We start from the raw sequence: 15,805 nt of genomic DNA, 5'->3' as shown, positions 1-15,805 counted from the left end.
GTGGGGGAGGGCTCGTCTGAGCGTCGATGGCGAATATAAATGATAATCGTTATCCATTGCAATACGGTGATATTGCGTGCAGATGATATTGATTCCACATTTTTTCTCTAGGACTTTGCTGGACAGGGACTAGGCTTAGGGCATTACCGCCAATGCTTTTGTCAATTTTTGGTTGCTGTGTGAAGGGGTTGGGGACGCTAGGGGGGGGGTGAAGGCAGCTTATGCGGAGGTGGAAGAGGGTGCCTCATGCCGGTGGATTGGACTAATTTTGGTAAAAACGCAATTGACAATCATTCTCAATAAAAATATCGTAGCCGCCAATTGAACCGCTTGCATGGCAGGCGCAGGATGGAGAATGACAATGTATTCCGAAGGCAGCGACAGCATGGATGGCGTTCCCGATAGTGCGCAGGCGGCGGAGCCGATGGGTTTGCGGCGTTTACCCTCGCCGCGCGAACTGATGGCCGACGCGATGGCGGACGATAGAGCGCGGGAGACGGTGACGCGCGGCCGTCGCGCGGCCCAGGCGGCATTGACCGGAACCGGCTCTCAGCGCCTGCTGTTGTTGCGTTTGCCGCTGCCGGCGTTGTTGGAGCAGGCTGGACAGTTGGGCGCATGGCAGTCGAAAGAGGAAGGCTGGAGCGTGTTGGTTCAGCCTCTTGCCGGCGCGGCGAGCGGGCGCGGAAGGCAGGCGTTGTTGGAGCAAAGAAGGGCTTATCTGCAATGTTTGGCCGCGGGCGTTCCCTTGGCGCATGTCTTGATTCAACTCAATGAGATGGCGTATCTGAGCGATCTAGTCAGCGCGGTGTTGCTGCCGCCAACCGTGATCGAGAGCCAGATTCACCGCGAACTGGCATCGGCTCTGCCTTGCCCGGTGCTGCTGGAGCCTGGCGACGCAGACAAGCTGCAGATCGCGCGCGACGCTCGCCAGGCGGTGGCCGCCAGCCATCGATTCCCGATGCTGTTGATCGAGGGGCGGGTGGGCCTGGTGGAAAGCGCCGGCAATCCGGACGGCGCGGTGCTGTTGGGGCCGGGCATGGCGGCGGGAGACACCCCGCACTTACTGGCCTTCGACGACGCTCCGGAACGCGGCGAAGACTGGGCACCGGCTTGCGGCGGCCTGACGCTGACCGCGTCCAGCGTGGCAGCGGCGCAGCGGCGTTTTGAGCGCTGGAGAATGTATGATCTGTTGGCCGCGGCCGGCTGAGTAGAGCCTGTTCACGGTCTCGCGAGCTAAGCCGCGACAAGGCCAAAACGGCTTAAAAAGCAGAGTGTACATACGCTGCATGGGCATTTTGAAGACGTTTTCAACGCCGTATCGCCGACGCGTAGCAGATCGTAAACAAGCGCTTAGCGGCTACTGCTTAAACAATCGCGTCCACTGCCCTTGGCGTGGTAAAGCGCTTCGTCGGCGCGCGCGTAGCAACTGGCGATGTCGTCGTCTGGCCGCAGTTCAGTCAGCCCGATCGAGCAGGTGTAGCCCAGTTCCGGCTTGGCCGCCAGCGGACGGTCCCGCCGTGCGGCGGCGAGAATCCGCTCACAGCATTGTTCCGCCTCAAGCAGCGAGGTTTGCGGCAGCAAGAGCATGAATTCCTCGCCGCCCAAACGCCCAAAGCCGTCTCTTTGCCGTAGCTGAGCGCGCACGGTCTGGACGAAGCCGCAGATCACCTGATCGCCGGCTGGATGGCCCTCCAGGTCGTTGATGCGTTTGAAGTGGTCCAGGTCGAGGATGGCGAGGCAGACCGGCGCGGAGTGCTCACGCCTTTGCTGCAGCAACAGTTGGAGCAACTGCATCAAATGGGTGCGGTTGCTGATTCCGGTCATTGGGTCGGTTTGTGCGGCGCGCAAGGCCACATCGCGGGCTTGGCGCAGCTCGCGTTTGTCGGCCCGCAGCTCGGTGATGTCGCTGGCTTGGCACAGCATCCAGCCGTCCGCGCTCATCGTTTCCGTCATCCACATCCATCGGCCGTCGCATAAATCAGCCTCGAAAGCGCGATAAGGCAGCTTGCCGCGGCGCGAACAGGCGGAGCGCAACCAGGTTTCGATATCGTCGGTTTCTATCCGCGAGCCTTGTTTCTGCAGGTAGTTTCGTCGCATCAGTTCCGCCCAGCTCAGGCATTCCTCCTGGGTCAGGAAGAAGCTTTGGCGGAAGGCGGTGTTGGCGTAGCGCAGCATGTCGTATTGGTCGAACAGCGCGACCAGGGCCGCGCTGTCGTCCAGCATGGCAAGCAGTTTGATGCAGAGGGCGTCCGTCATGAAGGTGGGCTACTCGAGCGTGTTTCAGTGAGTATCGTACCCGCTTGCCGTGCTTGCCAAGGCGCACGCTATGCGTCACAACATGGCGAAGGCCGCCATGCCCACCAGCGCGCCGGTAGTGCCCAGAATCGTCTCCATCAGCGACCAGGTTTTCAGGGTCTGAGCCTCGTTGGCGCCGGTGAATTTACCGAATAGCCAGAAGCCGGAGTCGTTGACGTGGCTGAGTACGATGGAGCCCCCGGCGATACAGATGGACAGCGCGGCCAGCTGGGCGCTGGACAAGCCCATGGTCTCGATGGCCGGCAGCACCAGTCCCACCGTGGTCAGGCAGGCGACAGTGGCGGATCCTTGAATGATTCTGACCGCGGCCGCCAGCGCGAAGCAGGCGACGGCGATGGGCAGGCCGGCGCCGATCAGCGCGTTGCCCAGCGCCGGCCCCACACCGGAATCCACCAATACCTGTTTAAATACCCCGCCGGCGCCGGTCACCAGCAGAATGATGCCGGCCGGTTGCAACGCGGCGTTGCAGATGCGCATGACCTGTTCCGCGTCCATGCCGCGACGAACAGCCAGGCCATAGATGGCGATCAGGCAGGCGGCCAGGATGGCGCTGAACGGATGGCCGATGAACTGCAGCCAATGGAAGACGGCCGAGCCCGGCGTCGCCAGATGGCTGCCCAGGGTTTTGCAGGCCACCATGACTAGCGGAAATAGCACCAACGTCAGGCTGAAGGCGAAGGAGGGCATGCGGTCGCGCTCCAGCGTCGGCTCGCTGATGTCGTCCGGCAGGGCCAGGCTGACGTGCCGGCTGATGAAGCTGCCGAACAGCGGGCCGGCCAGCAACATGCCGGGAATCGCCGCGGCCAGCCCGATGACGATCATCCAGCCGAAGTCGGCCTGCATCTGCGAGGCCAGCAGCATGGGGGTGGGGCCGGGTAGCAGGAAGGCCGCCGAGGCTGCCACGCCGGCGAATAGCGGCACAGCCAGCTTGACCACATTGCCGCCGGTGCGGCGGGCCACTGCGAACACCACGCCGATGAGCAGCACGATGGCGACGTCGAAGAACAGCGGCAGTGCGCAGACCAGTCCGGCCACGCCCAGTGCGTAGTGCGCGCGCCGTTCGCCAAAGCGGCTCAAGAGCCGGCCGGCGATCTGATCGAGCGCTCCGGTTTCATGCAGTATCTTGCCGAACATCGCTCCCAGAGCCACCACCACGGCGAGGAAGCCTAGGGTTCCTGCCATGCCTTTTTGCATGGTGTCGGCGATTTTTTCCACCGGCATGCCTGAGGCCACGCCGGCCCCGATTGAGACGAGCATCAGCGCGATGAACGCATGCAAACGAGCCTTCATCACCAGCAACAACAGCAGGGCGACCGAGCCCAGCGCGGTCAATACTAGGGTTGCAATGGACATGTCAGCGCTCCTGGCGGGACTGGATCAGGCGCAGCGCGCCGGCGACGACGCTGTTCAGCTCGGGGCGGATGTCCAGAGTGTGGACATCGGTTTCGTCTGGCCCAGGCTCCTCCAGAGCGGCAAATTGAGAGGCCAGCATGTCGGCTTTTTGAAAATGGCCTTGCCTGGCTTGCAGACGTTGCAGGATCAGCTCGAAATCGCCTTTCAAATAGAGGAAGGACAACTGCGGGTTGCCGGCGCGCAGCTGGTCGCGGTAACGCCGTTTCAGCGCGGAGCACACGATGATGGACAGCGCGTTGCTGCGTTGCATGGCGTAGGCGGCGTCGCTGAGCGCGCTGAGCCAGGGGTGGCGATCGGCGTCATCCAGCGGCGTTCCTGCGGCCATTTTGTCGATATTGGCGCGAGGATGCAGGAAGTCGCCGTCCAGCACAGCGCATGTCAGGCGCTGGGACAGTTGCGCGGCGAGCGCGGATTTGCCGCAGCCGGAAACGCCCATCAGCACGTAAACCTGATGTGGTGTGGAATTCATGAAGCCACTCCAATGAGTTGTTGAATTGTTTTAAGGCAGATCGTATTTGTTACCGGTAACATTATGCCGATAACAATATGTCGGCTTTGCTGCGCGCAGGCAAGCGTTTTGAGCGCCGGCCTTGACTCGGCTGCGGCGCTTTGGAGTTTTTGTCTTGATAAATAAAGGTTTTCTTGAGGGGCGAGTGTCGTATTCCGGCACCCGGCCTAGACGCTGCCGCCCAGGCTCAGGGTGTAACCCAGGTCAACAACGGGGTCAGCGTAACGCTGGCCGTGAATGCGGCCTAGCAAGCGTTGCGCCGCCAGCCGGCCAATCGCTTCGCGCGGCGTGACCACGCTGGCCAGCCGCGGATGCAAGGCGGAGCCGATATCCAAGGCGTTGAAGCCGGCGACGGCGATACGCTGCGGCACGGCCATGCCCATGGCCTGGGCTTCCAGCAAGGCGCCGGCGGCGATGTCGTCGTTGGTGCAGAACACGCCGTCCAGGTCCGGCGCGGCGGCCATGGCTTGGCGCAACATCTCGCCGCCTAGCTGAAAGCTGGAGTGTTGCTCGGTCTGTATCTCCAGCGGAACCAGTCCGGCTTGTTCCATTGCCGTCCGATAGCCGGCGGCGCGCAGTCGGGTGCGGCGGTCGAGGCGGGCGGCCAGGTAGGCGATGCGTCGCTTGCCGCGAGCGATCATGGCTCGGGTCATGTCTTCGGCGGCGGCCTGATGGTCCAGGCCCACAGCCAGGTCAATGGGCTGGGACGGCAGTTCCATCACCTCCACCACCGGAATCGCCGCCACTTGCAGCATGCGCAAGGTGCGCTCCGAGTGGAGGGTTTCACACAGAATCAGCCCATCCACCTGGAAGGACAGCAACTGCTCCACTTGCCGGGTTTCCTGTTCGACGTCGTAGCAGTAATGACCGTACAGCGTATGGTAGCCGGCTTCGCGGGTGACGGATTCGACGCCGTGAACCAGGTTGGAGAACACTTGATTGGACATCGACGGCAACAATACGCCGATGGCGCGGCTCTTGGCGCGGGCCAGCAGGTCCGGCACCCGGTTTGGGATATAACCCAATTGCTCCATCGCGCCGGAGATGCGCTGGCCGGTGGCGTCCGATACCAGGCTGGCGTTGCGTAAGTAACGGCTGACCGTCATTTTGGAAGTGCCTACCCGGTCTGCGATGTCCTGCAGCGACGGGCGCCTTGGCTTATCGCTCATGGCACGGGTCCGGCGAGGCGGAAGCGGCGGCTTCCAGAGATAGGGCGAACGGCGCGAAACAGGTCATGCGGACATCGGCTCCCATGGCGGCGTGGTGAGTCAGGCAAGCCGCGATTGTAGACCGATTTCCGTCAAATGAGCTATGGCTAGTGGATGACCGTGACCGTAGAGCCAAGTTTTTTGGCATAAAACCGCGTTTCGGCGCCGGCGACGCGGGGTTTAATCGGCCGGCAAGCCCAATAAGCGACGCAGATTGTTGATCACCTGCTGACGTTTTGCCTGCTCTTGCTGGTAGTCGCGGTCGGCGGCGGCGATGTCCGCCGAGCAGTGTGGGCAACAGGTTTCGTCGGGATGGATGTATTGCTGGCATTGCCGGCACAGCGCCAGCTTGGCCGGCGGCTTGCCTTCGCGCGGCGCGGTTTTGCCCTTGTTTTTCCAAGTCAGCGCGATGACTTGGCCGCTGCGGCTGATTCGGCTGACCTCCTGGCCGCTGGCGATGTCTTCGGTGATCAAGTCGAATCGCCCAACGGCGAAGGAGGCGGGCGCGGCGTCCTGCAGCTTGACGATGCGCTCGCGCAGGCCCTGTTTTTCCAGCTCCAGCGCGCGGTAATGACAGTAGGGGTTGTTGCCGGGCTTGCCCAGCAGGGAGTGAGAGGTCCAGGTGCACCCGCCTCGGCAGATGTCGTTGTAGTAGCAGCCGCGGCAATAGCCCCACAGATCCTCCACCGAGCGCAGGCGGCCAAAGTGGATGCCCTCGCTGTGGTGCCAGATGTCGTCCAGGCTCATATCGCGAACATTTCCGCCGGAAAAGCCGACGGTGGCCAGCGATGGACAGCCCTTGACGGTGCCGTCCGCCTCCAGCGCCAGCACGGTCTGGCCGGCGGCGCAGCCGCTCCAGTGAACCCGCTCGTCGCCAAATCCGCGCCACAGGCGCTCGTACGGGCCGTAGTATCCGATATTGTTGCCCACATTCATCAGCAGGCCGCGCTCCACGCCTTCGCGGTAAAGGCGCGCCAGCAAGGGCATCAGTTCCAGCAGTTGGTAGGGTTGCAGTAGCAGCTCGTCATTGTCCACCGCATTGCCCATCGCCACCGTCAACTGGATCTGCCAGTGGGTGGCGCCCAGTTCGATGATCTGGTCCATCAGCGCCGGCAAGTCCGGCATGGTGGCCGCGCCGATCTGGGTATTGACGCTGACGGCGAGGCCGGCCGCCTTGGCGCGGCGCAAGGCGTCCACCGCCTTGTCGAAAGCGCCCGGCACATTGCGTACCTTGTCGTGCAAGGGCGCAAGGCCGTCCAGCGATACGCCGACGCCGTTGAGGCCGGCGTCTATCGCCTGTTGCAGGCGGGCCGGGTTCAGATTTCGGCCGCCGGTCTGAATCGCGCAATACATCCCGTGGCCTCGGATGGCGCGGATCAATTGGGTCCAGTCCTTGCGCAGATAGGCTTCGCCGCCGATCAGGGTGATCTCGCGCGTGCCCAGCGCCGCCAGCGCGTTTATGACCTCCAGGCATTCGGCGGTGGATAGCTCGTTGGGGCGGCGGTGGCCGGCGCGGGAGCCGCAGTGCAGGCATTTCAGGTCGCAGGCCAGCGTGATTTCCCAAACCACGTGCACCGGGACGTAACGCTTGAAGTCTTCGTCGTCCAGATAACGGGCGGGACGGACGGCGGGGCGGTCATCGAGCATGAGCGGGTCCTTGGAAGGGGGCGAGGAGCGTCCGCTGGACGCCCCTGGACTTTGAACTGCTTAGAACCTGTTTACGATCTGCTACGCATGGTGAAACGTGGCTTGGCAAGTGCAACTTCAAAATGCTCATGTACCGTGTGTACACGCCGCTTGCTCCGCCGTTTTCGCCTTGCCTCACCTTGGCTCGCGAGATCAAAAACATGCTCTTAGCTTGCGTCGCCGTTCAATGCCGGCCTTCTAGGCGGGCGATTTCCGCATGCAGCTGTTTCAGCGCGGCTTCGATATTGTCGTGCTGCTTCAGTTGCTCCTCCGCCTGGCCGGCCAGCGACTTCATCTGCGCCAGATTGTCGCTGGCGCGTGATTGTTGCAGCGCGGCGGCGTATAGCGGAATGGGGTGGGGGTAGGGCTTGCTGCCTGAGCGCGGCTCCGGATGCACGACCGGGGCCTCGGTCACGATGGCGTGCGCCACGGTATGCCAAGCGTTCTGGTAGAAGAAGCGGTAGCTGGCGTGGCCGTCCTGCCAGTCCTGATCGAGGATGCCTTGCAGGTGGAAGGTTTCGGCGATCTGGCTATTGGGCGAACTGGGGCTGCCGTCCAGCGACAGCACGATGTGGTGCTCGGCGGACGGGTCCAGTTTTGCTTGGCTGTAATGGCCCCAGACATTGGCCTGGAATTGCAGCGGCGGGCTGACGCTTTGGAAAATGCTGGCGTGGCCGCTGACCTTTTTCTGCGGCGTGTTGACCAGCAGGTCCAGGGTCAGGACCGGTGCGCCCAGCACCGGGGCGGAAACGATGTAACGGGTATGGAACAATCCTGTTGCTGACATGGAGCACTCCTTGGCGGATGGGGGAGAGACGGCGCTAGCCTATTTGCGTTCCAGCTTGGCGATTTCCGATTTCAGCGCGTCCAGTTCCTTGCGCAGTTGCGGCTGAGCGTCCAATTGCTGGCGGGCGTAGGAGGCCAGCGTTTTCATGTGGGCCAGGTCGCCGCTGGCGATGGCGCTTTGAATCGGCACGCCGTACAGCGCATTGATGGGCGGGTTGGGAAGAATCACCGGTCCGGGTTCCAGCGGCAACGGGAAATAGCGCGATTTCAGTTCCGGGTTGAGCTTGGCCGGCGCGTTTTCCACTTCCACCCACGCGGAACCGTTCAGATAGCTGTAATTGGCCACGCCCTGTTTCCAGTCCTGGCTCAGAACCAAGTGCAGTTTGAAGTTGATCGTGTTGCCGCCGTGGCCTTGGGCGGTAATCAAGATGCGGCCTTCGCTGGGCGGCATCACCGTCAGGTAGGTGTAGTCGCCGTGAACGTGGGAGTGAACGTCCAGCGGCGGATTGGTGGCCTGGGTGATGTGGGCGTCGCCGGTGACGGCGCTGCGCGGCGGCGCGACCAGCAGGTTCAGCGTAAGCCGTTGCGCGCCGTCCTTGCCGGTGCCGATGAGGTAGCTGACGGGAAACAAGCCGATATCGGTTTGCGCGGTGTCTGACATAAAACCTCCGGAGAGTTAGGTGATGTTCCTGCCTGGCGAGCCGAGCGGGCTCGCTGGATCGCGAGAGTGTTCTTAGCGTCGTTCCAGGCGGGAGATTTCCTGCTTCAACTGATCGACGGCGGCGTGCAGATCGCCGTATTGGCGCAAGTGCTGTTCGCCTTGTTCCAGCAGAGTTTTCATCTGCGCCAGATTGCCTTCCGCAATCGCTTGGTGGATGGCGACGCCGTAAGGCAGGGTTTGGTGCGAGGGAAGATGGCTCATGAGTCGACCTGTTCCTTAGCGCTGATTAACGAGATGACGGACGGAAGAGAGCGGGCCGCCCGCAAAGGGCTGCCGGACAATGCTTGGCAGTGTTTATCGGTGTAGCAGTTGGGGGCGGAGACAAACTGGACTTAAGGTCAGTTTTTATGAAGAACAAATACTTAAGTGGAAGTACCGAGCCGCGCTAACGCAGCCCGGAGCAAGGAAGAGAGGCTTAAAACCGATTGGAGGGGCGAGCCAGATAGAACCACTCCTGGCCGCTTGGCGATTGAGGGTTGGGGAAGACGATGCGACCGTCGTCTATGGCCGTCACCGGGCTGCCGTCGGCGCGCCAGCCTATGAGTTCGCCTCTGCTCACCGGATCGAAGCTGGTCCAGTCGCGGGCGAAACGGTCGCCATCGTCAAGTTTGTCCACCACTTCATACAGGCTCAGCGCTTCCAGAGGAGCCGGCGTGGGGGGCGGCGCGTCCACCATGCCCAGATGGGCCAGCGTATTGACAATGGCTTGGTAGGCGACATCCGGCGCGGCGGGGTCGTCGTGTTGGCCGCATTCCAGCGTTAGCGCCCAGCCGCCTTGTTGGCGCATGTATTCGGTGGTGCCCACGCCGTAGCGGGCATCGCCGCCGGCCGTCTTGCCGCGGCGGCTCACGCCCAGGGCGTAAGTGGACAGCCAGCCGTCCACTGCGCGGGCCACGCTCAGCCGCTGCGCCAGAGCCTCTTCCCGCGCGGCCAGGGCGAAGGGTTCGAGCTCGCCGGCGTTGTCGCGCGGGCCGAGGAAGACGAAAGGCTGGCCGCGGGACTGGAAGGAATGCAGGTCCAGCAAAACCTCATGTTCCGACAGCAAGGGGCACAGCCAGTTGGCGACGTGATCTTCGAAATCGTCCGGCGCGTTGCTGGGCGAGAGATTGCGGTTCAGGTTGCGCTCGCCGCCGCGCTGACCTAGCTGGAAAGCCAGCAGATTGACCACCGGAACCAGGGTCAGCCGGCCGGCGCGGAGCGCCAGCGCGCCTTGTTCCAGTTCGGCCATCACGCGACGGATGGCCAGCGCGCCGCAAACCTCGTTGCCGTGCACGGCGCCGGTGACGATCAGGCGCGGGCCGGCCCGCAAACTCTGGTAACGGTGGCTGGCGAAATGGGTGGGCCAGGCCGGGTTTATTTGAGCCATACGTCCTCGAAGTCAAAAGAGCCATTGGGATTCATCACGAAACCCTGCACATTGTTGCGCATTGGAATGTAAATGCGCGAATGGGCCATGGTGATCCAGGGGCGTTCGTATTTGAAAATTTCCTGGGCTTTCAAATAATACTGAGTGCGTTGCTTCTGCTCGGTGGCCTGCCGGCCGAGCAGCAGAAGCTTATCGAACTCCTGATTGCAGAAGCGCTGACCGCCCTTGCTGACGCTGCAGGACAGGGCGTTCCAGAGGAAGTCGTCCGGATCGCCGGAGTTGCTGGTCAGGCCCGACATATAGACATCGTGTTCGCCGGCGGCGGCGCGTTTCAGGTACTCGCCCCATTCGTAGGACCGAATATTGGCCTTGACGCCTATCTTGGCCCAGTCCTGCTGGATCATCTGCGCCATCAGTTTGCCGTTGGGATTGGTGGGCCGCTGCACCGGCAGCGCCCATAAATCCAGGGTGAAGCCGTTGGGGTAGCCGGCTTGGGCCAGCAGCGCCTTGGCCTTGGCCGGGTTGTATTCATTACGGGTTTTGGGGTTCCAGCTCCAGGTGGACGGCGGATAGGGGTTGACCGCCTGAGTGGCGCCGCCCTTGGGGAACATCGCCTTGAACAGGGCATCGCGGTTGATGGCGATGTCCAGCGCCACGCGCACTTCGCGTTTGGCGAACTGCGGTCGTTTCAGATTGTAGGCCAGGTAGGAAATATTGCTGGCGCCGGTGGCGGCGATCTTGATGTTCTTGTCGGTGTTCAAGGTGTCCAGATCGGACTCGCGCACCGCCGCGGCCACTTGGCATTCTCCCGCCTTTAGCTTCTGGATGCGTACTTGCGGGTCAGTGACGATGGCGAAGATCAGGCTGCGGGTTTTTTGCGGCGCGCCCCAGTATTGAGGATTGGCCTCATAGCGCACGGTCGAATCCTTGGCGTAGCTCTTGAAGCGGTAGGGGCCGGTGCCGATGGGCAGCAGGTTGATCTGCGCGGGCTTGCCGGCCTGTAGCAGCTGCTGGGCGTATTCAGCCGACTGCATGCCGGCGAAGCCCATCGCGAAGAACGTCAGGAAGGTGGCGTTGCGCTCCTTCAGCCGGATCTTGACGGTGTGAGGATCCAGCTTTTGTACCGAGGCTATCAGCTTGACCAGGCCGTAGCCGTCCGGGCCGGTCAGCGGGGTCTTGAACGCCTGATTGAACGGCAGGTCCGGCCGGATCCAACGGTTGACGGTGAAAACCACGTCGTCGGCGGAGAAGTCGCGGCTGGGCTTGAAATACTCTGTGTGATGGAATTTGACGCCGCGGCGCAGTTTGAAGGTGTATTCCTGCCCGTCCGCCGACACGCTCCAGCTTTCCGCCAGCCCTGGGCGCAGCGCCACGCCGCCGCGCTTGAATTCGGTCAGCCCCTGGAAGACGGGCTTGACGATGTTGTAAGTGGAGGCGGTGTCCCACATCGCGGGGTCGAAGCCTTCCGGCGAGGCTTCCGCGCAAAAGACCAGCGGCTTGGCCGCCAGCGCGGCGGCAGGCAAAGCGCCGGCCAGCAACAGGGAAAGGGAGAGGATCGATTTTGTCATTTACGCTATCCTGAATTCTTGTTCGCGGCATGCGAATTGTCCGTCATCTACCGCTGTCGGTCCAAGACCTTGGCAATTGGTTCCCGGCGCGGGCCGGCTTCGCGGTTTCGACGGACTTTGCGAGGGGACGGTGATGGGGGGATCGAGAGTGCTTGTCGTGGGCGCCGGCGTAGTTGGCCTGTGCAGCGCATGGCGGCTGGCGCGGGCGGGCTGGCCGGTCACGGTGTTGGAGCGGCGCGGCGAGGCGGCGGCCGGCGCCAGCCACGCCAACGGCGGTCAGCTAAGCTATAGCTATGTCGCGCCGCTGGCCGATGCGGGCGTGCCGGCCAAGGCGCTGGCCTGGTTGTTGAGCGCGGATGCGCCGATGCGTTTGCGTCTACGTTGGGACGCGGCCCAATGGCAGTGGTTGTGGCGCTTTTATCGCGCTTGCAACCGTAAAGCCAATAGCGCCGGTAGTGCTCAGTTGTGGCGTTTGGCGCAAGAAAGCCGCGTGTTGCTTGAAGGGCTGCGCGAGGAGGGGTTGGGCGACTTTGCCTGGCGGCGCAACGGCAAGCTGGTACTGTACCGCGGCGCGGCGGCGCTGGAGCATGCGCGTCAAGGCGTGGCGGCGATGAGCGAGCTGGGTGCGTGCCAGCAACTGCTGGATACGGATGCTTGCCATGATTTGGAGCCGGCCTTGGCCGGACTAAGCGGGCCGATAGCCGGCGGCGTGCATACCCCTGACGAGGAAGTGGCGGATTGTCGGCTGTTCTGCCTGGCCATGCAGCGGCGGATGCTTGAGGAAGGCCTGGATGTCGAGTTCCGCTTTGGTCGGGAAGTTAGCGGTTTCGAAATGGCTCAGGGGCGAGTGCGGCAAGTCTTGCTGTCCGATGAGGTCTTGCCCTGCCTGCATCTGGTGCTGGCCGCCGGCGTCGGCGGCGCGGCGTTGGCGCGCAAGCTGGGCCTGCGGCTGCCGCTCTATCCGCTGAAGGGTTACAGCCTGGACATGCCCGCGGGAGAGTGTTTGCCGGTTCTAAGCGTCACAGACTTCGAGCGCAAGACCTTGTACGCGCCGATAGACGGGCGCCTGCGGGTTGCGGCGGCGGCGGATCTGGTTGGCTACGACGAAAGCCCGGATCCGCGGCGCGTGGCTGGCTTGCGCCGGCAAGTGAAGCGCGATTGGCCGCGAGCGGGCTGTTTGGAACAGGCTACGGAATGGGCCGGCTTGAGGCCGGCCACGCCGGACGGGGTGCCCATGATAGGGCGCGCGCCTGGCGGGCCGGCTAATCTCTGGCTGAATCTCGGACACGGCGCCTTGGGCTTTACCTTGGCCCTGGGCAGCGCCGAGCGGCTGGCGCGGGAGATGGCTGGGGGATGAATGAAGGGGAGTGCGAAGAGAATGAAAGCGGTCATCGCCATGGAGGAGTTGGCGGCGCATCCGGAGTACCTGTCGATTGCGGATATCGACGGGGTAAGACTGGACCTGCGCTATGCCTGCCCCAATAATTTTGTGGGACGGAATCTTTACGGCGACGCGGCGCCGGCGCTGTTGCATCGCCGCGCCGCCGAGCGCCTGGCCATGGCCGCGCGCGAGTTGCGCAGGCAACGGCCGGGTTTCCAATTGCGGGTTTTCGACGCGCTGAGGCCGGGTAGGGTGCAGCGAGTGTTGTGGGACATCGTCAAGGACACGCCGCAACGCATCTACGTCGCCGACCCCGCGCGCGGCTCGATTCACAGCTTCGGCATGGCTGTGGACCTAAGCGTGGAGGATGACGGCGGGCGCGAACTGAACATGGGCACCGGCTTTGACGACTTCACCGAGCTGGCGCAGCCGCAGCGCGAGCCGGAGTTGCGGCGGACGGGGAGGCTGAGCGAGGCGCAATTGGCCAATCGCTTGCTGTTGCGCCATTGCATGAGCCAAGCCGGCTTCAGCGGCATCGCCACCGAGTGGTGGCACTTCGAGGCGGCGGATCGGGATTGGGTACGCGCTCATATGCTGTTGATCGAATAATTAAGTGGATGCTGGCCTGCCTAATGCCGCCGGGCCGGCGGCTTTATGCCCGGCAGGCATTTAGCAAACGGTGGGTTTTCAGGCAATATGGGCGCTGGCTTTATCTTTGAAGCACCCGTAGAGACTCTTCAATGGCATCCGACAATACCGAACAAGCCTGTTGGCACCCGGAAACACTGGCAATCCGCGGCGGTCGCGAAATCAGCGAATATCGCGAACATAGCCAAAGCCTGCATCTGACTTCCAGCTTCACCTACGATTCGGCGGAACAGGCCGCGGCCATGTTTCTGGGCGAGCTGGACGGCTATACCTACTCCCGCTTCACCAATCCCACTGTCGCCGCCTTTCAGCAGCGCTTGGCGCTGATGGAGGGGGGCGAGCGCGCCATCGCCACCGCCACTGGCATGGCGGCTATCCAGGCCATCATGATGAGCCTGCTCAAGGCCGGCGACCACATCTTGTCTTCGCAAAGCCTGTTTGGCTCCACCACCAATCTGTTCGCCGGCCTGCTGGCCAAGTTTGGCGTGGAAACCACCTTTGTCGACGCCACAAACCTGCAAGCCTGGCGCGACGCCGCGCGGCCCAATACCCGTTTGTTGTTTCTGGAAACGCCGTCCAATCCTTTAACGGAAATCGCCGACATCGCCGCCATCGCCCAGATTGCGCATCAGCGCGACGCCTTGCTGGTGGTGGACAACAGCTTCTGTTCTCCGGCCTTGCAGCAGCCGTTGAAACTGGGGGCGGATCTGGTGATGCATTCCGCCACCAAATATCTCGACGGGCATGGCCGGGTGATGGGCGGTGCGGTAGTGGGCAGCGATGCGTTGATCGAACAGATTTATCTGCATGTGCGTACCGCCGGCCCCACGCTGGCCCCGTTTAATGCCTGGACGCTGCTCTCCGGCATGGAAACCCTGCATTTGCGGATGGAAAAGCACAGCGCCAGCGCGCTGGAGTTGGCGCGCTGGCTGGAAACCCAGCCGGCGGTGGAGCGGGTGTTCTATCCGGGGCTGGCCAGTCATCCGCAACACGAACTGGCGCTTCGCCAGCAAAGCGGCGGCGGCGCGGTGGTGTCCTTCGTGGTCAAGGGCGGCAGGGAGGAGGCTTGGCGAGTGGTTGACCGGGTGCAGTTGATTTCCCGTACCGCCAATCTGGGCGACGTCAAATCCACCATCACCCATCCGGCGTCCACGACGCATGCCCGCATCACGCCGGAGGCCAGAGCCAAGGCCGGGATCGTGGAAGGCCTGTTGCGGGTAGCCGTGGGCCTGGAGCATGTCGAAGACCTGAAGCGAGATTTGGCACGCGGCCTTGACTAAACGCTTTCAACATGTGTTTCATTCAAACGGCAGTCTAAAATACGGACTGCCGCTTTTGTTGCCGCCCTGTTGAGTTTGGCCCGAGCGCTGTCGAGACATGTCTTGACATTCATCAAATTAAAACGTAAGTTTGAAACGCTTGTTCGAAAGCTGAAATGAGCAAGACCATAAAACCAGCAAATACAAAAAAGGCACTGGAAAACATGGAAGCAAGCCGCCCCGATACCGCCACCCGCATTCTGGACGTTGCAGAACGCTTGTTTGTGGAGCACGGTTTCGAAGCGACCTCGCTGCGCATGATTACCCAGCAAGCCGAGGTAAACCTGGCCGCGGTGAATTATCACTTCGGCTCCAAGGATGCGTTGTTCGAGTCCGTGTTCATGCGCAGGCTGGCCCCGTTGATAGCGGACTGCCTGGCGGAACTGGATAAGCTGGAGGCGGAGGCCTCGGAGGAGAAACTGTCGGTGGAAGGCTTGGTGCTGTCGTTCATACGGCCTTGCCTGTCGCTGTCCAAGGACCCGTCGCGCGGCGGGGCGATGTTCGTGCGCTTGTTGTCGCGCACCTTGGTGGAAAACCATCGTCTGTTGCGTGAAACCATCTCCCAGCAGTACAGCGTGTTCGTCCAGCGTTACAGTCGCGCGTTTCAGCGCGCCTTGCCCTTGCTGGACACGGAGCAGTTGGCCTGGAGAATGCATCTTGCGTTCAGCGTCATGTTCAATGCCTTCGCCGGCAACGACGTGCTGAAGATCTTTACTCGCAGTCAGATCGTCAGCGCGCGGGATCCGGACATGATCGTCAAATACCTCGTGCCCTTTGTCATGGCTGGCCTGGTCGCGCCCATGGAAGGCTGATTCCGGAGCGCAGGGCAGGACGTGCCGATCGCGGCCGCGTCCCTTGCTGTTGCCGCCGGAATGGAAGGGTCAA

General features: G+C 62.6%; 15 protein-coding genes. 5 read left to right on the top strand and 10 right to left on the bottom strand.

All coding sequences use genetic code 11. The annotated features are described in order from the left end of the window. Positions 1-355 precede the first annotated feature (355 nt). Positions 356-1,207, top strand: coding sequence for a hypothetical protein (locus tag MOV80_RS12540; RefSeq protein WP_249605152.1), 852 nt, complete (start codon positions 356-358; stop codon positions 1,205-1,207). 143 nt (positions 1,208-1,350) lie between these two features. Here the strand turns inward: MOV80_RS12540 and MOV80_RS12535 are convergent, their stop codons facing one another. The 10 genes from MOV80_RS12535 to MOV80_RS12490 all read right to left on the bottom strand — a co-directional run bounded on the left by MOV80_RS12535 (position 1,351) and on the right by MOV80_RS12490 (position 11,572). After that, complete coding sequence (locus tag MOV80_RS12535; protein ID WP_019104563.1) at positions 1,351-2,256, bottom strand: GGDEF domain-containing protein; 906 nt, start codon at positions 2,254-2,256, stop codon at positions 1,351-1,353. 75 nt (positions 2,257-2,331) lie between these two features. Further along, entirely contained in the window at positions 2,332-3,669 is a 1,338-nt protein-coding gene (gene gntU / locus MOV80_RS12530; RefSeq protein WP_019104564.1) for a gluconate transporter, read from the bottom strand. A gap of 1 nt (position 3,670) precedes the next feature. Beyond that, positions 3,671-4,198, bottom strand: coding sequence for a gluconokinase (gene gntK, locus MOV80_RS12525; RefSeq protein WP_019104565.1), 528 nt, complete (start codon positions 4,196-4,198; stop codon positions 3,671-3,673). Between the two features lie 206 nt (positions 4,199-4,404). Continuing rightward, positions 4,405-5,406, bottom strand: a complete 1,002-nt coding sequence (locus tag MOV80_RS12520) for a substrate-binding domain-containing protein (protein ID WP_043590565.1) — start codon at positions 5,404-5,406, stop codon at positions 4,405-4,407. A 219-nt stretch (positions 5,407-5,625) separates the two neighbouring features. After that, positions 5,626-7,092 carry a GDL motif peptide-associated radical SAM/SPASM maturase gene (locus tag MOV80_RS12515; RefSeq protein ID WP_043590567.1) on the bottom strand — a complete coding sequence of 489 codons (1,467 nt, stop codon included), beginning with the start codon at positions 7,090-7,092 and terminating at the stop codon, positions 5,626-5,628. 223 nt (positions 7,093-7,315) lie between these two features. Then, positions 7,316-7,918 (bottom strand): DUF1842 domain-containing protein, encoded by a 603-nt coding sequence (locus MOV80_RS12510; RefSeq protein ID WP_039756881.1) that lies wholly within the window; start codon positions 7,916-7,918, stop codon positions 7,316-7,318. 39 nt (positions 7,919-7,957) lie between these two features. After that, the gene (locus MOV80_RS12505; RefSeq protein WP_019104569.1) at positions 7,958-8,578 is read right to left on the bottom strand and encodes a DUF1842 domain-containing protein; all 621 of its coding nucleotides are present in this window, start codon (positions 8,576-8,578) and stop codon (positions 7,958-7,960) included. Positions 8,579-8,650: 72 nt separating this feature from the next. Then, positions 8,651-8,839, bottom strand: coding sequence for a DUF1843 domain-containing protein (locus MOV80_RS12500; RefSeq protein WP_191186795.1), 189 nt, complete (start codon positions 8,837-8,839; stop codon positions 8,651-8,653). A 214-nt stretch (positions 8,840-9,053) separates the two neighbouring features. Beyond that, positions 9,054-10,004: a succinylglutamate desuccinylase/aspartoacylase family protein gene (locus tag MOV80_RS12495; protein ID WP_249605151.1), complete on the bottom strand. Its 951-nt coding sequence runs from the start codon at positions 10,002-10,004 to the stop codon at positions 9,054-9,056. Beyond that, on the bottom strand, positions 9,992-11,572 hold the full coding sequence (locus tag MOV80_RS12490; RefSeq protein ID WP_249605150.1) for an ABC transporter substrate-binding protein: 1,581 nt from the start codon (positions 11,570-11,572) through the stop codon (positions 9,992-9,994). Before MOV80_RS12490 ends, MOV80_RS12495 begins: the two co-directional genes overlap by 13 nt. 133 nt (positions 11,573-11,705) lie before the next feature. On the opposite strand from MOV80_RS12490, the gene MOV80_RS12485 reads away from it, so the two are divergent. The 4 genes from MOV80_RS12485 (at position 11,706) to MOV80_RS12470 (ending at position 15,732) form a co-directional block, all read left to right on the top strand. Next, a complete protein-coding gene (locus MOV80_RS12485) occupies positions 11,706-12,929 on the top strand; it encodes a D-amino acid dehydrogenase (protein WP_249605148.1) in 1,224 nt (407 codons plus the stop codon). A 21-nt stretch (positions 12,930-12,950) separates the two neighbouring features. Continuing rightward, complete coding sequence (locus MOV80_RS12480) at positions 12,951-13,562, top strand: M15 family metallopeptidase (RefSeq protein WP_249605147.1); 612 nt, start codon at positions 12,951-12,953, stop codon at positions 13,560-13,562. A 131-nt stretch (positions 13,563-13,693) separates the two neighbouring features. Beyond that, entirely contained in the window at positions 13,694-14,881 is a 1,188-nt protein-coding gene (locus tag MOV80_RS12475) for an O-succinylhomoserine sulfhydrylase (RefSeq protein ID WP_043590576.1), read from the top strand. A 203-nt stretch (positions 14,882-15,084) separates the two neighbouring features. After that, entirely contained in the window at positions 15,085-15,732 is a 648-nt protein-coding gene (locus tag MOV80_RS12470) for a TetR/AcrR family transcriptional regulator (protein ID WP_019102939.1), read from the top strand. Positions 15,733-15,805 lie beyond the last annotated feature (73 nt).

The sequence above is a fragment of the Chromobacterium sp. IRSSSOUMB001 genome (assembly GCF_023507765.1).
In the GTDB taxonomy this organism is placed as follows: Bacteria; Pseudomonadota; Gammaproteobacteria; order Burkholderiales; family Chromobacteriaceae; genus Chromobacterium; species Chromobacterium haemolyticum.
The sequence above is the reverse complement of the archived record's forward strand: the minus strand, read 5'-3'. Positions and strand labels throughout refer to the sequence as shown.

Coding starts and splice junctions, on each gene's coding strand:
- MOV80_RS12540 (WP_249605152.1), top strand. CDS start 356: ATGACAATGTATTCCGAAGGCAGCGACAGCATGGATGGCGTTCCCGAT.
- MOV80_RS12535 (WP_019104563.1), bottom strand. CDS start 2,256: ATGACGGACGCCCTCTGCATCAAACTGCTTGCCATGCTGGACGACAGC.
- gntU (WP_019104564.1), bottom strand. CDS start 3,669: ATGTCCATTGCAACCCTAGTATTGACCGCGCTGGGCTCGGTCGCCCTG.
- gntK (WP_019104565.1), bottom strand. CDS start 4,198: ATGAATTCCACACCACATCAGGTTTACGTGCTGATGGGCGTTTCCGGC.
- MOV80_RS12520 (WP_043590565.1), bottom strand. CDS start 5,406: ATGAGCGATAAGCCAAGGCGCCCGTCGCTGCAGGACATCGCAGACCGG.
- MOV80_RS12515 (WP_043590567.1), bottom strand. CDS start 7,092: ATGCTCGATGACCGCCCCGCCGTCCGTCCCGCCCGTTATCTGGACGAC.
- MOV80_RS12510 (WP_039756881.1), bottom strand. CDS start 7,918: ATGTCAGCAACAGGATTGTTCCATACCCGTTACATCGTTTCCGCCCCG.
- MOV80_RS12505 (WP_019104569.1), bottom strand. CDS start 8,578: ATGTCAGACACCGCGCAAACCGATATCGGCTTGTTTCCCGTCAGCTAC.
- MOV80_RS12500 (WP_191186795.1), bottom strand. CDS start 8,839: ATGAGCCATCTTCCCTCGCACCAAACCCTGCCTTACGGCGTCGCCATC.
- MOV80_RS12495 (WP_249605151.1), bottom strand. CDS start 10,004: ATGGCTCAAATAAACCCGGCCTGGCCCACCCATTTCGCCAGCCACCGT.
- MOV80_RS12490 (WP_249605150.1), bottom strand. CDS start 11,572: ATGACAAAATCGATCCTCTCCCTTTCCCTGTTGCTGGCCGGCGCTTTG.
- MOV80_RS12485 (WP_249605148.1), top strand. CDS start 11,706: ATGGGGGGATCGAGAGTGCTTGTCGTGGGCGCCGGCGTAGTTGGCCTG.
- MOV80_RS12480 (WP_249605147.1), top strand. CDS start 12,951: ATGAAAGCGGTCATCGCCATGGAGGAGTTGGCGGCGCATCCGGAGTAC.
- MOV80_RS12475 (WP_043590576.1), top strand. CDS start 13,694: ATGGCATCCGACAATACCGAACAAGCCTGTTGGCACCCGGAAACACTG.
- MOV80_RS12470 (WP_019102939.1), top strand. CDS start 15,085: ATGGAAGCAAGCCGCCCCGATACCGCCACCCGCATTCTGGACGTTGCA.